The sequence below is a fragment of the Tepidiforma bonchosmolovskayae genome, assembly GCF_008838325.1.
In the GTDB taxonomy this organism is placed as follows: Bacteria; Chloroflexota; Dehalococcoidia; order Tepidiformales; family Tepidiformaceae; genus Tepidiforma; species Tepidiforma bonchosmolovskayae.
In genome coordinates this window covers 713202-732567 of record NZ_CP042829.1, presented here as the reverse complement: position 1 = coordinate 732567, position 19366 = coordinate 713202, and the positions used below count along the sequence as shown (strand labels likewise).

Sequence of the window (19366 nt, the reverse complement as noted above, 5' to 3'; positions counted from 1 at the left end):
CCGGCCCGCCGCCTCACCCCGGCCGGCGCCCGGCTGCCAGCACCCGCTTGAACGTATACACGTACGGCGCCCGCTCGCCGATGTCCGCCAGCAGCCGCTTCCGGTACCGCTCGAGGTACCTCGCGTACAGCTCCGGCCCCAGCCGCCGCTCGTAGTCCGTCAGCAGCGTCCCCCGCACCCACTCCACCACCTCGTCGCTCGATGCCAGCCGGTGCACATACACCTGCAGCCGCACATGCACGTGCTCGAACCCCAGCCCGTCCAGCAGCTCCGCGTACCGCTCCAGCGGCAGCACCGGCCAGTCGCGCACGTACCCGCCCAGCGCCGTCGCGAACGGCTCCTCCCGGGCCACCGCGTGGGCGATGGTGTGCGATGGGTGGTCCGCGTTCGCCGGCACCTGGAACGCGAGCTGCCCTCCCGGCGCCACGAGCTCGGCTACCCGCGGAATGAGCGACTCGTGGTCCGGCAGCCACTGCAGCGCCGCGTTCGAAAACACGACGTCGAACGGCCGCTCCGCCGTGAACGTCGCAATGTCCGCCAGCTCGAACCGGAGTCCCCCGCCGGCGAACTGCGCGGCCCGCTCCAGCATCGCCGGCGAGCTGTCGATGCCCAGCGTCTCCGCCGCACCGAGCCGCTCGTGGAGCACCCGCGTCAGCTCACCCGTGCCGCACCCGAGGTCGACAGCCCGGCCGCCGGGGGCCGGCTGCACCAGCTCCAGCAGGTCGAAGAACGGCTGACTCCGCTCGTTGCGGAATCGTTCGTACTGGTCCGGGTTCCAGTCCGCAGACATGGGCACTCCTCGCTGCCGATGTGCCCTTGCCGCTCTGCCGTCGCGCCCCGCGACTCCCGAACGGGCCGTTGGGCCCGGGACGCACCCTTCAGTCTACCCCGTCGGCCTACTTCACGACGCCCGCCGCCCGCAGCGCCCCGACCTCCTCCGCCGAGAGCCCGAGCCACCGCCCCAGCACATCGTCGGTGTCGCCGCCGTGCTCCGGCATCGGCCTGCCGACCACCGGCGGCGTCTTCGAAAGATGAATCGGCGAGTTCGGCAGCTTCAGCGTTCCCGGGAGGCCGTACGGCATCGGGATGTCCACCAGCATCCCGCGCGCCGCCACGTGCGGGTCATCGAACAGGTCCGCAATCGTGTTCACCTTCCCCACCGCGCACACGTTCGCCGGCTCGATGATCGCGAACCACTCATCCGTCGTCTTCTCCTTCAGCGTCCGCGTCAGCTCGGCCTCCAGCGCGTCCACGTGCTCCAGCCGTGCCCGGTTCGTCAGGAACCGCTCGTCCACCGCCATGTCGTCCCGGCCGATGATCGCGCAGAACAGCTCCCACTCCTTCACGTTGGCGATCACGATCCAGCCGTCCTTCGTCTCGAACGGACCGAACGGCGCCAGCAGCGGGTGGCGGCTCCCTTGCCGCGTCGGGTTCTCGCCGAACGCCGAGTGCCGCACGATCGCGTTCTCGCAGAGCGCCATCTGCGCCTCCATCAGCGCCACGTCCAGCAGCTGCCCCTCTCCCGTAATCTCCCGTGCCCGCAGCGCTGCAAGGATGCCGAGCGCAAGGTACAGCCCGCCGACCATATCGCCGATGCTCACCCCCACCCGCAGCGGCGGTCCCTCCCTGTAACCGTTCAGGCTCATCGTCCCGCCCATCGCCTGCGCCACCGCATCCACCGCCGCCATCGAGCTGTAGGGACCCGTCTGGCCGAACCCGCTCAGCGCCGCGTAGATGAGCCGCGGGTTCACCTGCCGCAGCGCTTCGTACCCAAGCCCCAGCCGGTCCATCGTCCCCGGCCGGTAGTTCTCCGTCAGCACGTCGGCCTCCGCCGCCAGCCGCCGCACCAGCTCCTTCCCCTCCTCCGTCTTCAGGTCGATGGCGATCCCCTTCTTGCCCCGGTTCGGGCTGAAGAAGAACGTCGAAATCCCCTGGTAGTACGGCCCGAACCCCCGCTCCTTCTCGTGCGTGCCAGGGTGTTCCACCTTCACCACCTCGGCGCCGAGGTCCGCCAGCTGCATCGTCGCGAACGGCCCCGCCAGCGCCCACGTAAAGTCGAGCACCCGGATGCCTTCGAGCGGCCCCCGCATCGCTACCGGCCCTCGAACCGCGGCGGCCGCTTCTCCGCGAACGCCCGGCCGCCTTCGGCAGCATCCCGCGTCTGCATGATCTCCGCGTAGAGCCGCGCCTCGAGCCGCATCCCCTCGCGGAACGGCAGCTCCCACGCACCCTCGTAGGCTGCCCGTTTCATCGCCTGCACCGCCAGCGGCGCGTTCTCGCACAGCTTCGCCGCCCAGTCCATCGCGAACGGCAGCAGGTCGCCCTGCGGCACCACCCGGTTCACCAGCCCGTACCGCAGCGCATCCTCCGCGCTGATCCGCTCCGCGAACAGGATCATCTCCATCGCAATCCCGAACGGGATGTACCGCGCCAGCCGCTGCGTTTGGCCGCCCCCGGCCACAATCCCCCGCTTCGCAGCCATCGTCCCGAAGGTCGCATTCGGGCTGGCCACCCGCACATCGCACCCCAGCGCCAGCGCCAGTCCCGCCGCGAGGCAGTGTCCGTTGATCGCCGCAATCACCGGCTTCCAGATGCCCTCCGGCGTCAGCCGGCCTCCCCGCTGCTGGCTCCAGTCGTTCGCCTCGTCCTCGACGCTCTTCACGAGGTCGCGCCCCGCGCAGAACGCCTTCTCCCCCGCCCCCGTCACCACCGCCACCAGCAGCTCATCGTCCTGCTCGAACCGGTCCCATGCCTGGCCGAGCTGGCGGTACATCTCCGGGTCGATGCTGTTCATCGCCTCCGGCCGGTCGAGCGTGATCAGGAACGTGCGGTCGCGGCGTTCGGTGCGGACGGGCATGGGCACATCCTACGCCCCGTGCGCCGTCTGTTCCTCCCCCGGCAGGCCCAGGAGCTCCCGCCCGTCGCCCAGCGCGGCCAGCACCTCCGCCTTCGCCGCCGTAAACGCCGGCCCCGTCACGATCCCCGGCTCCCGCGGCCGCGCGAACGGCGCCGGCACTTCGGCGAGTACCCGGCCCGGCCGCGGCGACATCACCACCACCCGGTCCGCCAGCACGAGCGCCTCCTCCACGTCGTGCGTCACCAGCAGCACCGTCCGCGGCTCAAGCGCCAGCACCCCCTGCAGCCACGCGTGCATCCCCCGCCGCGTGATCGCGTCCAGCGCCCCGAACGGCTCGTCCAGCAGCAGCACCGGCGACGGCACAAGGAACGTCCGCAACAGCGCCAGCCGCTGCCGCATGCCGCCGCTCATCTGCGCCGGCCACGCCTGCTCGAACCCCTCCAGCCCGAACACCCCGAACAGCGCCCGCGCCCGCGCCTGCGCCTCTTTCCGGGGAACTCCCCGGATCTCCAGCCCGAGCGCAGCGTTCCCCAGCGCGCGCCGCCACGGCAGCAGCAGGTCCTTCTGCGGCATGAACGCCACCAGTCCCGGCCGCCCAATCGACGAAACGCCGCCCACCTCGGCGATGCCGCCGGTGGGAGCGAGCAGCCCGGCCAGCACCCGCAGGAGCGTGCTCTTGCCGCAGCCGCTCGGCCCCACCAGCGCAACAAACTCTCCCTCGCCGACCTCCAGGTCGAGGCGGTCGATCGCCTGCACGTCCCGCCCTTTCTGGCGAAAGGTGTGCGTCAGCCCCTCGACCCGGATCGCCGGCCTTCTCATCGCCCGATTATCGCTTTGGCAGGAACTCGTTGGTGAAGGCCGCATCGACATCGATCTCTTTGTCGATGAGCCCCGCTCGCCGCAGGTACTGGGTGAACGTCACCCACACCTCACGATCCTGCAGCCCCCACGGCCGGCCCGGGTCGACATACCGCGTCGAGAGGTACTTTGCGCTCACCTCGAGCAGCTTCCGGTCCGATTCCGGCGCGCCCTTCATGATCGCGTCCGCCGCCGCCTGCGGGTCCTTCATCGCCACTTCGTAGCCGCGGACCGTCGCCTCCATGAACTTCCGCACGACGTCCGGCTTCTCCTTGATCATCTGCTCGCTGGTCACGATGAGCGGCGTATACCAGTCCGGGATGCAGTTCGTGTAGTCGATGAACTTCAGGCTGCCGACGTCTTTCTTCTCAACTTCCCGTGCCCGCAGCACATCCCAGAACTCGAACACCCAGACGAAGTCGAACCGGTTCGACTCCATCCCCGCCAGGTAGTCCACGTTCCCCACTTCGACGAACTTCACCTTCGACGGGTCGCCGCCGTCGCATTTCACCAGCTCCGAGATCAGCTGGCGCTCCAGCACCCCGCCGAAGCCCCCGTAGGTCTTCCCTTCAAGGTCGCGCGGCCGCGTGATCCCCTCGCTCTTCAGGAAGTACAGCGACGAGTCGTTGTGCTGGATGAGCGCAGCCAGCGCCACCACCGGCACCCCTTCTGCCCGCGCCGGGATGATCTCCTCCTGCGCCATCACGCCGAAGTCGGCCTTCCCCGCAGCGAGCACCTGCGCCGTTCCGCCGGCCGCCGGCTCGATAGTCTTGACGTCGAGCCCTGCATCCCGGTACCAGCCCCGGTCGAGGGCGATGTACACCCCGCTGTGGTAGGTGTTCGGCGTCCAGTTCAGCATGAACGTGACGGGTGTGAGCTTGCCGCCCCCGTCATCGTCGTCCCCGCCGCAGGCAGTCAGCACCGCCCCGGCCAGCAGCGCAGCGGCCAGCGCCGCTGCTCCCAAAATCCAGCGTTTCATGTCGTCTCCTCCTCTGTTTTGACGTACATCCACGGCGTTGCCAGCCGCGCCAGCACATGCACCGCTGCGAACAGCAGCATGCTCAGCAGCGCGATCAGCACCACCGCGACGAACACCCGGTCCACCCGGAACGACGTCTGCGCCCGGGTGATGTAGAGCCCCAGCCCGGAGCTCGCCCCAATCCATTCGCCGACGACCGCCCCGCCGACGGCGTACGCGGCCGCGATCTTCAGCCCCGAAAAGAACGCCGGCAGCGCCGCGGGCACCGCGATGTGCCGCAGCACCTGCAGCCGGTTCGCACCCATCGCCCGCACCAGCCCGACCATCTCCCGGTCCGCGTGCATCAGCCCGTCGGCTGTCGCCACCGCCACCGGGAAAAACCCCCACAGCGCCACAACCACCACCTTCGGCGTCATGCCGAACCCGAACCACACGATCAGCAGCGGCGCCAGCACCACCATCGGGATCGTCTGCGAGACCACCAGCAGCGGCATCAGCACCCGCCGCACCAGCGGGATGCCCGCTACCAGCACCGCGATCGCCACGCCCGCGCCGGCCCCGAACGCCAGCCCCAGCACCGCCTCGGCTAGCGTCGTCCGGATGTGGTCCGGCAGCAGCTCTTTCGTCCCCCAGAAGCCGTCCCAGATGCGCGACGGCGCCGGCAGGATGTACGGCCGGGTGTCGAAGACCCGCACCCACGCCTCCCACCCCGCCACCAGCAGCGCCAGCAGGACCGCCGAGGGCCCGTACGCCGCCAGCAGCCGCCGGCCCGCCTGCATCGCCCTCACGCTGCGCCGCCGTCCTGCCGGAACTTCGCCGTCAGCGACTCCATCGTCGGCGGATTCGGCATCCGGCTCTGCGAAAACTTCACGATGGTCAGCACGCTCTCGGCGCCCGCGGCAAGGCACGCCTCGTGTGCCTCGCGCGCCACCCGCCAGGCCTCCTCCGGCTCTCCCTCGAACGTCGTTCCCAGCGCCGAGACCTCGTACTTCAGGCCCGACTCCTGGATGACGCGGATCGCAGCCTCGACGAACGAATACGGCGCCCCGGGCTCCCCGTACGGACGGGGCAGGCACTCAATTTCGACAATCATGCAGCGGCTCCTTTCCGCTGCCCGGTCCGAAAGGGTGCCCGCTCCCGGCTCCGGCCCCTGGCCCTCGGCCAAAAAGAAACGGAGCCCGGGAAAGCCGGACTCCGTGCATGCGCGCCCCTGCGCACTACCCGGTTTCCGTTCGCTTTCCCTACGCACGTCCGAACGTGGTCAGGTTCAAGGGGTGTGATCTCAGCCCGCGACCGGGCACCCCCAGCGAACACGAACAGCGCTATTTGGTTGTCCGTCACAGCCTAGCCCGTTCAGATGGGCCCCGCAACCGCCGGGCTCACACCGCAGTTCCCGACCCGTCACCTGTTCGTTCCCCGGCGTTACCCCCTGTCGACCCCCGCCGGGCTGTCCGCCGTCGATAATCCAACCGACAACTACTTGCCGTCATGGCGCACGAAAGGCCTCCGTGAAACACGCCTGGCGCCGCTGGATCCGCCCCCGGCTCGCCGCACCTCCCGGCGAACCGCTCCGCGTCACCGCAGCCCGCAGGGCAGCCGTCGCCCTCGCGCTGCTGCTTCTCGCCGCCGAGCTCGTCGTGGCGTTCCGCTTCTCCGGCACCGTCGGCGCCGTCCTCATCACCTCCACCGCCGGCCTGGCCGCCTTCGCCTACCGCGGCCTCCAGGCGCTCGCAACCGCCTCCGTCCAGGCCGAAGACCCCGACGCCCACCGCTTCCTCGTCGACCCCGAAACCCACCTCCCCAACCGGCAACAGCTCATCGATACCCTCGCCCGCGACATCGCCCGCGCCGAGCGCTACCGCCACCCCATCACCCTCGCCATCGTCCGCATCGCCCAGTACGACGAGATCCGCACCGCCTGGGGTCCCGGCACCGCCGCCCAGGCCGTCCTCCACGTCGCCGAAACCCTCACCCGCATCACCCGCGCCAGCGATTTCCTCGCCCGGCTCGATGAGACCCGCTTCGCCGTCATCCTCCTCCAGTGCACCGGCACCCAGGCCCTTGCCTACGCCGACCGCGTCACCCTCGCGGTCTCCAACCGGCCCGTCCGCTCCAGCGCTCACCTCAAGGTTCCCCTCTACGTCGGCGTCGAGGTCACCGCCCTCGAGTACGATGCAGCCCGCTTCCGGGGCCCGCTCGAGTTCCTCTCCCAGGCCGGCGGCGACCTCCTGCTCGAAAGCGTCCGCCCGCCCCGCTCCCGCCGCTCCGCGCTCGCCCACGACCCCCGCGCCATGCGCCAGCAGCTCGTCCGCGACTACTACCCGGAGGGCGAGGTCAAAGAGTTCGCCGACGCCTACCGCGAAGCCCGCTCCCGCAGCCGCCACGCCGGCTGACCCCCATCGCAGACCGCAGGTCCGGCAACAACGCGGGGGAGCCGATTCGGCTCCCCCGCCTCGCCTGCGCTGCAGCGAAGAATCGCGGCTAGCCCTGCTTCTGCGCGGCCTTCTCCGCCAGGTACGCCTTCAGCGTCTGGCCCGTCCGCCACATCGGCTCCGCGCCCTCCAGGCTGCAGATCTTCTCCCAGTTCGCCTGGACCCATTCGGCATCCTTCAGCTCGCCCAGGCCCGGCTGAATCCCTGGCCCCTTCACGATCGCGGCCCGGTTGAAGTTCCCCGCCCCCGCTTCGATGATGAGCCCGGTGTCCTGGCACTCCTTCGAGACCATGTAGACCACCGCCGGCACCACGTACTCCGGCTTCAGCCGCTCCACCAGCTCCGGCGGCATCACCGTCTGCGTCAGCCGTGTCCCGGCCACCGGCGCAATCGTGTTCACCATCACGTTGTACTTCGCGCCTTCCTGCTTCAGCACGTTCATCAGGCCGAGCATCGCCGTCTTCGCGGCGCCGTAGTTCGCCTGGCCGAACTGCCCGTAGATGCCCGACGACGACGTCGTCAGCACTACCCGGCCGTATGCCTGCTGCCGGAACACCGGCCACGCGTGCCGCAGCACCGTGAACGTCCCCTTCACATGCACCGCGAAGACCTTGTCCCAGTCGTCCTCGCTCATGTTGTGGAACGCCACATCCCGCAGGATGCCCGCGTTGCAGATCACGATGTCCAGCCGGCCGAAGTTATCGAGCGCCGTCTTGACGATGTTGTAGCCGCCTTCGTAGGTCGCCACGCTGTCGAAGTTCGGCACCGCCGTCCCGCCGGCCGCGATAATCTCATCGCACACCTTGCGCGCCGGCGCCGCATCGGCCCCCTGGCCGTGCGGGTCGCCGCCCAGGTCGTTCACGACGACCTTCGCGCCGCGCCGCGCCAGGTCCAGCGCGTACGCCCGGCCGAGCCCGGCGCCCGCGCCGGTCACAACCGCCACCTGTCCCTCGAACGAAATCGCCATCGAATCCTCTCAGTCCATGCGAAGTTTCCGGGCACCAGGGCAGTCAGCAGGGGCGGCCCCGGCCCGTTCCAAACCGGCAGGTTACCAGCATTCGCTCATTCGCACCCGGCAGGCAGCCCGGGAGCCCGGTCGACCATCTCAGCGAACCACGCCTCCGTGCTCGCCACCCGCCAGGCCAGCACGTCATCCTCGCCCCGCAGGAACCCCTCCCGCACCGCCTGCACGGCCTCCCCATCGAACACGTCGCCGCGCCGCGCCGCCCCCTCGAGGTGCCGGACAATCCACCCCTTCAGCGGCCCGTGCGCCCAGCTCCGCTGCGGCGGCGCATACGCCAGCTTGTCCCGCCGCTTCAGCACCGCATCCGGGACAATCCCGTCCATCGCCCGGCGCAGGATCGCCTTCGTCGTCGCGCCCTCCATCAGCCACTGCGGCGGCAGTCCGAAGCAGAACTCCACCAGCCGGTGGTCCAGGAACGGCAGCCGCACCTCCCGGCCGAACGCCATGCTGTTCCGGTCCGCGTAGCGCAGGAACTCCGGCAGCTGCGTCGTCTGCTGCCACCGCACCAGCTCGTTCCGCAGCCGGTCCCGGAACGGCGCAATCGTGGCCGCGTGCGCGGGGGCGTACCGGTCATGCACCGCCGGCGCCAGCAGCGCGCCCGAGCCGAAGTACCGCTCCGCCAGCCGGTCGCGCACCCGCGCCGGCAGCAGGTAGTACCCGCCGAACAGCGCAGGCTCCCGCAGCGACCCATACCGCCGCCACGACTCCCACAGCAGCCCCGCAGCCCGGTCCAGCCGCCCCGTTCGCAGCCAGTGCGCGAAAAACATCCCCAGCGCCTGCGTGTACCCCCCGAGCAGCTCATCCGCCCCCTGCCCGTCGAGCAGCACCGTCGTCCCGTGCTCCCGCGCCAGCCGCATCACCATCCACTGCGCAAACGGGCTCGTGCTCGCGATCGGCTCCTCCTGGTGGTACTGCAGCGCCGCAAACGCCGCCTCGAACGCCTCTGGCTCCACCCAGGTGTCGTGCCGGTCTGCACCGCAGCGGCGCGCCACCAGGTCGATGAACCGCCCCTCATCGTGTGCCGCCGAGGCAAACCGCGCGCTGAACGTGTGCTGCTCGCCCAGGCCCAGCGCCAGCTTCTGGGCGTGAATCGTGCAGACGATGCTCGACGAATCGATGCCGCCGCTCAGCGAACTCCCGACCGGCACATCGCTCCGCAGCCGGATCCGCACCGCATCGAAAAACAGCGACCGGAACGCCTCCACCGCCTCCGCGTGCCGCCGCGGCGTCTCAGCCGCCCGCGGCAGCCAGTACCGCCGGGGCGTCCCTCGCCCCTCCCGGTCAAGCACCAGGTAGTGCCCGGCCGGCAGGCTCTCAATCCCCGCGAAAAAACTCTCCGTGTCCTGGTCCAGGTCGCCCCGGGCGATGTACCGGTACACTGCCCGCAAATTCGGCACCCGCAGCTCCGGCCGCACCGCCAGGATCGCCTTCATCTCGCTCGCGAACAGCACCTCCCGCCCCGTCCGCGCCAGGTAGAGCGGCTTCTCGCCGAACCGGTCGCGCGCCAGCACCAGCTCCTGCCTCCGCTCATCCCAGATGGCGCAGGCAAACATCCCGTTCAGCCGCGCGAACGCCCCCGTCCGCCACTGCGCGAACGCCCGCAGCAGCACCTCCGTGTCCCCCTGCGAGCGGAACCGGTGGCCCAGCCCCTCCAGCTCCGTCCGCAGCTCGACGTAGTTGTAAATCTCGCCGTTGAACACCAGCACCAGCCCCGCCGCCTCATCCGCAAACGGCTGGTCCGAGGCGTGGCTCAGGTCGATGATCGCCAGCCGCGTGTGCCCAAACCCGATCCCCTGCCCGAAGTAGCTCCCTTCTCCGTCCGGGCCGCGATGCCGGAGCCGCCGCGCCATGGCGAGCACGTCCTCCCGCGGCACCTTCTCGGCGCCGAGGGAAAGAATGCCGGCTATCCCGCACATGCGCGTCAGGCCTCCACCGCGCCGTCGCCCGCTCCCGGCGCCAGCAATCTGCGCGCATGGTAGCAGCCTCTGCCCTTCAGGGAAGTTTTCGTCACCGGAAAGAACACCATCCCGTCCGCGCGTGACGTATACTCCCTCCAATGCCCGGCAACATGTGGGACGACGCGGAAGAGCCCGAGGACCTCGACCTCCGCATCCTCCGCGTCGGCGCCCTGCCCGTCGAATCCGCACCCGGCGCGCTCCGCATCCGCCTCGAAACCACCCGCGGCCCCATCGACGGCGTCCTCCATCCCGTCGAAGGCGGGACAGCCGCCATCGTCTGCGTCGGCGGTGCCATGGGCGGCCTCGATGGCCCAGCAGACGGCCTGTACGCCCGCCTCCCTGCCCTCCTCGCCGACGCCCGCGTCACCGTCTTCCGCATCGACTACCGCCAGCCCAACGTCTTTGAAGAGTGCGTCCTCGATGTGCTCGCCGGCTGCTCCTTCCTCCGCGGCATCGGCGCCGAGGAACTCGCCCTCGTCGGTCACAGCTTCGGCGGCGCCGTCGTCATCAAGGCCGCCGAACTCCACCCCGCCGTCCGCGGCGTCGTCGCCATGTCCCCCCAGCTCTACGGCACCGCCGACGTCGAAACCCTCGGCCGTCCCCTCCTCCTCATCCACGGCATGTCCGATACCGTCCTCAGCCACGAGGCCAGCGAAGATATCTACCGCCGCGCCCGCGAACCGAAGCGCATCGCCCTCTTCGCTGAAGCCGGCCATTCGCTCATCCAGGCCCGCGACGCCATCGACCGCCTCCTCGCCGAGTGGCTCCCGCCGGCCCTCGCCGGTTCGCCCCTTCCCGGCGGCCGCGAAGAACACGATATCCTCTAGCCCGACAGCAACCCGCGACCGGAGGAAGCCCCTGCCATGCGTTCGCCCGCCGAAGTTGTCAGCGCCTTCATCGCCGAGTGGCAGCAGCCCCGCCCCGACCCTGCCCGCCTCGCCTCCTACTTCACCGAAGACGCCGTCTACCACAACATCCCCGCCCAGCCCGTCAGGGGCCCCGAAGCCATCGCCGCCGTCTTCCAGGGCTTCCTCGCACAGGTCGAGTCCCGCGGCTGGGAGGTCCTTCGCCAGGTCGCCGATGGCAACCTCGTCATGAACGAGCGCATCGACCGCTTTGCCGCCGGCGACCGCGTCATCGAACTCCCCGTCGCCGGCGCCTTCGAGGTCCGCGGCGAGCGCATCTGCGCCTGGCGCGACTACTTCGATATGAACACCTGGCTTAAGGCGCTCTCCGGCGGCTGATTCCCGCCCCGCCTACGGCTCCGTCACCACCCGCATCGGGCTCCACCGCCCGATGACCCCCTGCCCATGGCAGCTCACCGACCGCCCATCCTCGATGTCGATCTCCGACATCAGGCCGAGCGCTGCCGTGAACCCCGTGATCCGGTCGGGGACGTTCTCATACCGGTCGACCACCCTGCCGTCGGCCTCGAACTCCACCGTGTTCGCACCCTGGTCGTAGGTGATCCGGTAGGCGTGGACCTGCCCCTGCGCCGTCGGCAAATCGTGCAGCTCATGGAAGATGCAGAACGCCCGCGCCTCCCCCGTCTCCGGCAGCCGCGCACCCGGGAACGGCAGCCGCCCGTACACCGTCGCCACCGTGTCGCCGCCCGTGAAAAAGTCGAAGGCCCACCCCGTCTCCAGGTCGAGCAGGTTCCACGAAACATACCCGTCGTACAGGTCCCCCGGCCGCGTCCCCACCGTCCTCGCCGCCACCTGGATTTCGAACGTAATCCGCCCGCCGTCCGGCACCGCAAACCGCTCCTTCGAAAAGTACATGTGCTTCGCGTTGTCCAGGATCTGGACCCGGTCATGCTTCCGCGTGTACGGCACCGCCGAAACCTGCAGCCAGCCGTTCCGAACCAGCACCACCGCGTTGGGCTCCCGGTACTCCCACCGCGAACCATCGGGCAGCAGGAACGACCCGATCGCCCACGCCGAATCCGGCTCCAGGATCCGGTGAAAGTCCCCCACAATCCGTTCGGCCATGCCAGCCTCCTCTGCGGGCCTTCCGCCCCGGCTGTTGCTCAGCCCCGCAGCGTGGCGCCGAACTCCCGGCCCAGCCGCGCAAGCAGCCCCTGGCGCACCTTCAGCGCCTCATCGTCCGTCAGCGTCCGGTCATCGGCCCGCAGCCAGAGCCGCAGCGCCAGCGACTTCTTCCCCTCCGGGACCCCCGGCCCGCGGTACTCGTCGAACAGCTCAGCCCGCACCTGCACCCCCTGGCTCCGGTGCGAACGAACCAGGTCCAGCACGGCGCCCGCCGGCACCGCGGCATCGACCACCACCGCAAGGTCGAGCCGCACGGCCGGGTAGCGCGAAAGCGCCTGGTAGGGCGGCCGCTCCGGCAGGTGCCGGACCAGGTCCTCCACCCATACTTCGAACAGGTACACCGGCTCGTCGATGTCGAACGCGGCTGCCGTGTCCGGGTGCACCTGCCCCACGATGCCTGCCATCTCGCTCCCGACCCCGAACTTCGCCGTATGGCCCGGCAGCAGCCCGTACTCCTCGGCGGGGACGCAGGTGCCCCGCACGCCGAGCGCACCCAGCATCGCCTCCACCGCACCTTTCGCATCGAAAAAGTCCAGCGCCTCGCCGCCGCCCACGCGCCAGCGTCCCTCCCGCGGCCCGCCCAGCACCGCGCACAGCACCGGCCGCTCGATCGGCAGGTCGCCCTCCACCGGCAGGTACTCGAATCCAACCTCGAACAGCCGCAGCGGGCCCTCCGCCTGCCGCCGATTCGCCGCGAACGATTCCAGCACCGAGCCGCGGAGGCTCGTGCGGAGGTAGGCATGCTGCGCCGCGACCGGGTTCACCACCCCGAGCGGATTCCGCCGCACCGTATCCATCGGGTCCGTCACCAGCGCCAGCTTCTCCCGCGTCGTCAGCGTGTAATTGATCACCTCCTGGAACCCGAGCGCGACCGCAAGGTCCCGCAGCCGCTCCCGGAGCGCCATCACCGGGTTCGTCTCCGGCGGCGGCAGCGTCCCCCGCAGCATCGTCGTCGGCAGCCGGTCGTATCCGTAAATCCGGCCGACCTCCTCAACCAGGTCGTCCGGGATCTCCACGTCCGGCCGCCACGAGGGCACCTGCACGCTGTACTTCGCCGGCGGCACATGGTGGACCAGGAACCCGAGGTCGCCCAGGATCCGCCGCACGTCCTCCACCGGCACCTCGACCCCCAGCACCTGCGCAATCCGCGCAGACTCAAGCAGGATGGTCCGCGGCGGCTCCTTCCCCGGATACACGTCCACGATTCCCCGCGCAATCCTGCCCCCGCAAACCGCCTCGAACAGGTGCAGCGCCCGCTGCTGCGCGTACATCGCCATCTCCGGCCCGATCCCCTTCTCGAACCGCAGCGAGGCCTCCGTTCGAAGCTTCAGCAGCGTCGACGTCCGCCGAATCGAGCCCGCCCGGAAGTTCGCCACCTCCAGCAGCACCCGCGTCGTCCCCTCGTTCACCTCGCTGTTGCCCCCGCCCATCACCCCGGCCACGCCCACCGGGCCCTCGCCGTCGCAGATCAGCAGCATCTCGTTGTCGAACTCACGCTCCACCCCGTCGAGCGTCACGAGCCGCTCGCCGGGCCGCGCCCGCCGCGCCACAATCCGCTTCCCCCGCACAAGGTCGTAGTCGAACGCATGGAGCGGCTGCCCGGTCTCCAGCATGACATAATTCGTGATGTCGACCACGTTGTTGATCGGCCGCATCCCCGCCTTCCGCAGCCGCTCCTGCATCCACGCCGGCGACGGCCCGATCTCGATGCCCTCGATCACCGAGGCCGTGAACCGCCGGCAGAGGTCCGGCGCCTCAATCGTCACCGACACCAGCTCGTTGACGTCCTGGCCGCTCTCGCTGTACCGCCGGTCCGGCTCCCGCAGCACGCTCCCCGTCAGAGCCGCCACCTCGCGCGCGAACCCCACCATCCCCAGGAGGTCTGCCCGGTTCGCCCAGGTCGAAACCTCCAGGATCACATCGCCGAGCACATCCGCCAGCGGCACGCCGACCGGCGTCCCCTCCGGCAGCACGAGGATCCCTTCATGCTCGTCGCTCAGCCCGAGCTCCTTCTCGCTTAGCACCATGCCCGCCGATTCCACCCCGCGGATCGGCCGCAGCTTCAAGGTCGTGGGCTCGCCGGTGTGCCCGTCGAACAGCCGCGCCCCTTCGCTCGCAAACGCCACCGTCTGCCCCACGGCAAGGTTTGGCGCACCGCACACCACCCGTACCGTCCCCTGCCCCGTATCGACCGTCGCCAGCCGGAGCCGGTCCGCATTCGGGTGCGGCTCCACCGCCACCACCTTTGCCACCCGCACCAGCGCCGGGTCCCACATCTCGCCGATGACCCGCCACCCCTCCACCTCCGCCACCGCGTCCGTAATCCGGCGCGCCAGCTCCTCGATCGGCAGGCGGACGTCCACGTACTCCCGCAGCCAGTTCAGCGATACCTTCATCTCGTCCCCTCCTCGCTCAGAACTGGCTCAGGAACCGCAGGTCGTTGCTGTAGAAGTGGCGGATGTCCTCAATCCCCCAGCGCAGCATCGCCACCCGCTCCACGCCGATGCCGAACGCGAAGCCCGTCACCTTCGATGCGTCGTACCCCGCATTGTCGATGATCTCCGGGTGCACCATCCCTGCCCCGAGGATCTCGATCCACCCCGTCCCGTGGCAGGTGTGGCACTGCCGCCCGTCGCCCCGGCAGATGAAGCAGTCGATCGCCATCTCCACGCCCGGTTCAACGAACGGGAAGTACGAGTGGTGGAAGATAATCCGCCGGTCCGACCCGAACATCGCCCGCGCCCACTCATAGAGCACGCCCTTCAGGTCGCTCATCCGGACCCCTTCGTCCACCGCCAGCCCTTCGATCTGCGTCAGCATCCACTCGTGGGTCGCGTCCGTCGCCTCCTGCCGGTAGCACTTCCCCGGCACCACCACCCGCACCGGCGGCTGCGGCGTCCGCTCCATCACCCGGATCTGGTTCGGCGTCGTGTGCGTCCGCAGCAGCATCCGCCGCTTCCCGTCGATCAGCGTGTTCACCCAGATCGTGTCCCACATGTCCCGCGCCGGGTGATCCTCCGGGATGCGCGCGGCATCGAAGTTGTACCGGTCCCACTCCACCTCAGGGCCCTCGGCCACCCGGAACCCCATCGCCTTGAACGCTTCGAGGCAGTCCCGCAGCGTCCGCGTGATCGGGTGGAGCCTCCCGAGCGGCTGCGGCCGTCCGGGCAGCGTCACATCCAGCGCCCCCTCCCGCGCCAGCCGCTCCAGCTCCGCACGCTTCAGCGCCGCCCGCCGCTCTTCCAGCGCCGCCTCCAGCCGCCCCTTCAGCGCGTTCACCGCCGCCCCGTAGGCCGCCCGCTCCTCCTGCGGCACCTCGCGGATGCCGCGCAGCAGCACGGTGACCCGCCCGTCCTGCCGCCCCAGCCACTCGGCCCGCCAGCGCTCCAGCGACGCCTCGTCGCCGGCCGCTGCAAGGCCCGCCAGCGCCTCCTCTTCGAGGCGCGAAAGATTCCCGGTCTCGGTCGTCATGGGCTTCCAAGTATAGGCGCACCCGCCCTTACCGTCCGTGGCCCCTCGCCGCGCCTACACTCGCAGGGTGCAACGGCCCGCCCGCCGAACCCGTATCATCGCCCTATGCCTCGCCCTCGCCGCGGCGCTCGCCGCCATCATCGCCGTCGCCTGCTCACGCGGGTCCGAGCGCTCCGCCCCGCAGGGGTACGCTGACGTGTCCTCCCAGCCCGAGCGCACATCCTGGGTCGGCACCGAACCCGCCCCGCCCTTCCCGCCCGGCCTCACCTGGTTCAACGTCCAGCGCCCCATGACCCTCGAGGACCTCCGCGGCCGCATCGTCCTCCTCGACTTCTGGACCGCCGGCTGCATCAACTGCCAGCACATCGTGCCCGACCTCAAACGGCTCGAAGCCGAGTTCGGCGACCGCCTCGTCGTCATCGGCGTCCACTCCGGCAAATACGCCGAAGAACACGAAGACGAGACGATCCGCGAGGCGATCCGCCGCCTCGGCATCACCCACCCCGTCATCAACGACGCCGATTTCCGCGTCTGGACCACCTACGGCGCCCGCGCCTGGCCCACCCTCGTCCTCATCGACCCCGCCGGCAACCTCGTCGGCTACCACGAAGGCGAAGGCGTCTACCCGCTCTTCCAGCCCATTCTCGCCTCGCTCGTGGCCGAATTCGCCGGGCGCGGCCTCCTCCGCAGCGAGCCGCTCCCGCTCGCCCCCGGTGCGCCGCCGGCCGCCGCCACCCTCGCCTACCCCTCGACTGTCGCCGTCTCCGCTGCCGCCGACCGCCTCTACATTGCCGATGCCGGCAACCACCGCATCATCGAAGCCGCCCGCTCCGGCGAGGTCCTCCGCGTCTTCGGCACCGGCCAGCCCGGTTTCGTCGACGGCGCCCCCGCCGAGGCCGCCTTCCGCGACTCCCAGGGCCTTGCCCTCTCCGCTGATGGCCGCACGCTCTACGTGGCCGATACCCGCAACCACGCCGTCCGCGGCATCGACCTCGCCTCCGGCGAAACCCGCACCATCGCCGGCACCGGCCGCCAGCTCACCCGCCTCCCCCGGGGCCCCGAACCCGCCCGCGAGGTCGACCTCGCTTCCCCCTGGGGCCTCGTCGAAGTCGGGCGCCGCCTCTTCGTCACCATGGCCGGTGTCCACCAGGTCTGGGTGCTCGACCTCGCCGCCGGCACCATCGACGTCTTCGCCGGCACCTCCCGCGAAGGCCTCGATGACGGCCCCCGCCGCGAAATGGCCACCCTCGCCCAGCCGTCCGGTATTACCACCGACGGCATCTACCTCTACTGGGTCGACCCCGAGGCCTCCGCCGTCCGCACCGTCCCCATCGAGGGCGACGGCGAGGTCCGCACCCTCGTCGGGACCGGCCTCTTCGACTACGGCGACCGCGACGGCGTCGGCCGCCAGGGCCAGCTCCAGCACCCCCAGGGCATCACCTTCGCGGGCGGCGTTCTCTATATCGCCGATACCTACAACCACCGCATCCGCGTGCTCGACCCGGCCACCCGCCAGCTCGGCACCGCCGCCGGCTCCGAACGCGGCTGGTCCGATGGTACTGCCGGCGAGGCCTTCTTCGCCGAGCCCGCCGGCCTCGCCTGGGATGGCCGCCTCCTCTACATCGCTGACTCGGCCAACCACCTCGTCCGCACCTTCAATCCCGTCTCGGGCACCGTCAGCACCCTAGCCCTCGCGAACATCGAACGCCTCCGCCCTCCGGCGGGCGGCCCGGTCGAAACGCATGACCTCCCCGCCCAAACCGTCGCCCCCGGTGCTGCCAGCCTGCGCATCGAAATTGCTGCCCCGCCCGGCTACCACCTCAATGCCCTCGCCCCATCCGTCCTCGAGCTTTCCTCCAGCAACCCTGCTGTCGTCGAGCCCGGCGAACACCGCCTCGAATGGCGCACCGACGACCCGTCCGTCAGCTTCCCGGTCCCGGTGATCCTCGCTCCCGGCAGCGCCGTCCTCACCGCTGCCGTCTCCGCCTACTACTGCCGCGAGGGCCAGGAAGCCCTCTGCTTTATCGCACGGGCGGCCTATCGTCTCCCCGTCGAGGTCGTCCCCGGCGCGCCTGCCGCCGAACTCCGCCTCCAGCTCCGCCTGCCCGAGCGCTGACCATCGCGTATCATCCCCGCATCACTCCTGGAGGGGACCACGCATGGCCGTCCGCGGCTACATCCTCATTGAAACCGAAGTCGGCAAAGCGAAGTCCGTCAGCGCCGCCATCCAGAACTTCAGCTACCCCGGCGCCCGCCTCGTCAACGTCGATACCGTCACCGGCCCGTTCGATGTCATCGCCCAGGTCGAGGCCGACGACCTCGACTCGCTCGGCAATGCCATCACCGAGGCCATCCAGAAGGTCAACGGCGTCCAGCGCACCACCACCTGCCTCGCCGTACGCCTCGCCTGACCCGCTCCCCCGGTTCCCGCTCCGCTACACTGAGGACCATGCTCCCCGTCACCAGCATGATCCCCGTCGAAGAGGCGCGCGAGCGCATCCTCGCGTACTTCAGCCGGCTCGAGCCCGAGCGCAAACCGCTCCTCGATGCTCTCGGACAGGTCCTCGCCGAAGACGTCGTCGCCCCGTTCGACATTCCGCCGCTCGATAACACCGCCATGGATGGCTACGCCGTCCGCGCGGCCGATACCGCCGGCGCCGGCGAAGCTGCGCCCGTCGAACTCCGCGTCATCGCCGACCTCGCCGCCGGCTACGTCCTCGAAACGCCTGTCGGCCCCGGCGAAGCCGTCCGCATCATGACCGGCGCCCCTGTCCCGCCCGGCGCTGACGCCATCGTCCCCTTCGAAGAAACCGACGAAGCCCTCCGCGGCATCAACGAGGCCGCCCGCAAGGCCGGCTCCGTCCGCATCCTCAAGGCCGCCAATCCCGGCGCCAACATCCGCCGCCGCGGCGAGGATGTCCAGGCCGGCTCCACCGTCATCCAGGCCGGCCGCGTCCTCCGTCCCTCCGAAATCGGCGTCCTCGCCTCCATCGGCCTCACCCACGTCACCGTCATCCGCCGGCCCGTCGTGGCCATCCTCTCCACCGGCGATGAAATCACCCCGCCCGGCGAACCCCTCCTCCCCGGCCGCATCTACGATGCCAACGCCTACAGCGTCGCCGCCCTCGTCCGCAAATACGGCGGCATCCCCCGCATCCTGGGCATCGCACGCGATACCGTCGAAGACCTCACCGCCAAAATCCGCGAGGGCCTCGATGCCGACATGCTCGTCACCTCCGCCGGCGTCTCCCGCGGCGACTTCGATGTCGTCAAAGATGTCCTCGCCCGCGAAGGCAACATCGACTTCTGGTCCGTCCGCATGCGCCCCGGCAAACCCCTCGCCTTCGGCGCCTTCACCGCGCCCGACGGCCGCAAAGTCCCCCACCTCGGCCTGCCCGGCAACCCCGTCAGCTCCATGGTCTCCTTTGAGCTGTTCGGCCGGCCCGCCATCTTCACCATGCTCGGCCGCTCCGACTGGGAGCGCCCTACCGTCCGCGCCATCTCCCGCGACTACGTGAAAAACCCCGATGCCCGCCGCTTCTATGCCCGCTGCATCGTCACCCGCGGTGATGACGGCCGCTGGTACGCCGACCTCACCGGCCCGCAGGGCTCCGGCATGCTCACCTCCATGAGCTCCGCCAACGCCCTCGCCGTCATCCCCGAAGACGTCCGCGCCGCGAACCCCGGCGACGAAATTGAGTGCATCATGCTCGACTGGGAGCACGCCCCCTAGCCG

18 protein-coding genes and 1 riboswitch are annotated in these 19366 nt (G+C 70.2%); of the genes, 6 read left to right on the top strand and 12 right to left on the bottom strand.

Annotation, left to right across the window (positions count from 1 at the left end):
• Window positions 1–13: 13 nt before the first annotated feature.
• From Tbon_RS03715 to Tbon_RS03685, 7 genes are all read right to left on the bottom strand, one after another.
• The gene (locus tag Tbon_RS03715; protein WP_158066363.1) at window positions 14–790 is read right to left on the bottom strand and encodes a methyltransferase domain-containing protein; all 777 of its coding nucleotides are present in this window, start codon (window positions 788–790) and stop codon (window positions 14–16) included.
• Between the two features lie 106 nt (window positions 791–896).
• Window positions 897–2090, bottom strand: a complete 1194-nt coding sequence (locus Tbon_RS03710) for a CaiB/BaiF CoA transferase family protein (RefSeq protein ID WP_158066362.1) — start codon at window positions 2088–2090, stop codon at window positions 897–899.
• Between the two features lie 2 nt (window positions 2091–2092).
• Entirely contained in the window at window positions 2093–2857 is a 765-nt protein-coding gene (locus tag Tbon_RS03705) for an enoyl-CoA hydratase/isomerase family protein (protein ID WP_158066361.1), read from the bottom strand.
• A 9-nt stretch (window positions 2858–2866) separates the two neighbouring features.
• Window positions 2867–3676: an ABC transporter ATP-binding protein gene (locus Tbon_RS03700; protein WP_158066360.1), complete on the bottom strand. Its 810-nt coding sequence runs from the start codon at window positions 3674–3676 to the stop codon at window positions 2867–2869.
• A gap of 7 nt (window positions 3677–3683) precedes the next feature.
• Window positions 3684–4694, bottom strand: a complete 1011-nt coding sequence (locus Tbon_RS03695) for an ABC transporter substrate-binding protein (RefSeq protein WP_158066359.1) — start codon at window positions 4692–4694, stop codon at window positions 3684–3686.
• Entirely contained in the window at window positions 4691–5473 is a 783-nt protein-coding gene (locus Tbon_RS03690) for an ABC transporter permease (protein ID WP_158068237.1), read from the bottom strand. Before Tbon_RS03690 ends, Tbon_RS03695 begins: the two co-directional genes overlap by 4 nt.
• A gap of 5 nt (window positions 5474–5478) precedes the next feature.
• Entirely contained in the window at window positions 5479–5787 is a 309-nt protein-coding gene (locus tag Tbon_RS03685; protein ID WP_158066358.1) for a thiamine-binding protein, read from the bottom strand.
• A gap of 127 nt (window positions 5788–5914) precedes the next feature.
• A riboswitch (TPP riboswitch) is annotated at window positions 5915–6009 on the bottom strand.
• Between the two features lie 193 nt (window positions 6010–6202).
• On the opposite strand from Tbon_RS03685, the gene Tbon_RS03680 reads away from it, so the two are divergent.
• Window positions 6203–7087, top strand: a complete 885-nt coding sequence (locus Tbon_RS03680) for a diguanylate cyclase domain-containing protein (RefSeq protein WP_158066357.1) — start codon at window positions 6203–6205, stop codon at window positions 7085–7087.
• Between the two features lie 88 nt (window positions 7088–7175).
• On the opposite strand, the gene Tbon_RS03675 is transcribed toward Tbon_RS03680, so the two are convergent.
• Window positions 7176–8093 (bottom strand): SDR family oxidoreductase, encoded by a 918-nt coding sequence (locus tag Tbon_RS03675; RefSeq protein WP_158066356.1) that lies wholly within the window; start codon window positions 8091–8093, stop codon window positions 7176–7178.
• A gap of 95 nt (window positions 8094–8188) precedes the next feature.
• On the bottom strand, window positions 8189–10066 hold the full coding sequence (gene asnB / locus Tbon_RS03670; protein ID WP_158066355.1) for an asparagine synthase (glutamine-hydrolyzing): 1878 nt from the start codon (window positions 10064–10066) through the stop codon (window positions 8189–8191).
• A gap of 140 nt (window positions 10067–10206) precedes the next feature.
• On the opposite strand from asnB, the gene Tbon_RS03665 reads away from it, so the two are divergent.
• Together Tbon_RS03665 and Tbon_RS03660 are read left to right on the top strand one after the other, a co-directional pair.
• The gene (locus Tbon_RS03665) at window positions 10207–10935 is read left to right on the top strand and encodes an alpha/beta fold hydrolase (RefSeq protein ID WP_158066354.1); all 729 of its coding nucleotides are present in this window, start codon (window positions 10207–10209) and stop codon (window positions 10933–10935) included.
• A 36-nt stretch (window positions 10936–10971) separates the two neighbouring features.
• Window positions 10972–11352: a limonene-1,2-epoxide hydrolase family protein gene (locus Tbon_RS03660; protein ID WP_158066353.1), complete on the top strand. Its 381-nt coding sequence runs from the start codon at window positions 10972–10974 to the stop codon at window positions 11350–11352.
• 12 nt (window positions 11353–11364) lie between these two features.
• On the opposite strand, the gene Tbon_RS03655 is transcribed toward Tbon_RS03660, so the two are convergent.
• The 3 genes from Tbon_RS03655 to pheS are packed head-to-tail and all read right to left on the bottom strand — an operon-like array spanning window position 11365 to window position 15630.
• Complete coding sequence (locus Tbon_RS03655) at window positions 11365–12099, bottom strand: DUF6081 family protein (RefSeq protein ID WP_158066352.1); 735 nt, start codon at window positions 12097–12099, stop codon at window positions 11365–11367.
• Between the two features lie 38 nt (window positions 12100–12137).
• Entirely contained in the window at window positions 12138–14555 is a 2418-nt protein-coding gene (gene pheT / locus Tbon_RS03650) for a phenylalanine--tRNA ligase subunit beta (RefSeq protein WP_158066351.1), read from the bottom strand.
• Between the two features lie 16 nt (window positions 14556–14571).
• Window positions 14572–15630 carry a phenylalanine--tRNA ligase subunit alpha gene (gene pheS, locus Tbon_RS03645; RefSeq protein WP_158066350.1) on the bottom strand — a complete coding sequence of 353 codons (1059 nt, stop codon included), beginning with the start codon at window positions 15628–15630 and terminating at the stop codon, window positions 14572–14574.
• Window positions 15631–15697: 67 nt separating this feature from the next.
• On the opposite strand from pheS, the gene Tbon_RS03640 reads away from it, so the two are divergent.
• The 3 genes from Tbon_RS03640 to Tbon_RS03630 are packed head-to-tail and all read left to right on the top strand — an operon-like array spanning window position 15698 to window position 19363.
• Window positions 15698–17746 carry a thioredoxin-like domain-containing protein gene (locus Tbon_RS03640; RefSeq protein ID WP_225734697.1) on the top strand — a complete coding sequence of 683 codons (2049 nt, stop codon included), beginning with the start codon at window positions 15698–15700 and terminating at the stop codon, window positions 17744–17746.
• Window positions 17747–17789: 43 nt separating this feature from the next.
• Window positions 17790–18041: an Lrp/AsnC ligand binding domain-containing protein gene (locus Tbon_RS03635; protein WP_158066349.1), complete on the top strand. Its 252-nt coding sequence runs from the start codon at window positions 17790–17792 to the stop codon at window positions 18039–18041.
• A gap of 38 nt (window positions 18042–18079) precedes the next feature.
• On the top strand, window positions 18080–19363 hold the full coding sequence (locus Tbon_RS03630; RefSeq protein ID WP_225734696.1) for a molybdopterin molybdotransferase MoeA: 1284 nt from the start codon (window positions 18080–18082) through the stop codon (window positions 19361–19363).
• Window positions 19364–19366 lie beyond the last annotated feature (3 nt).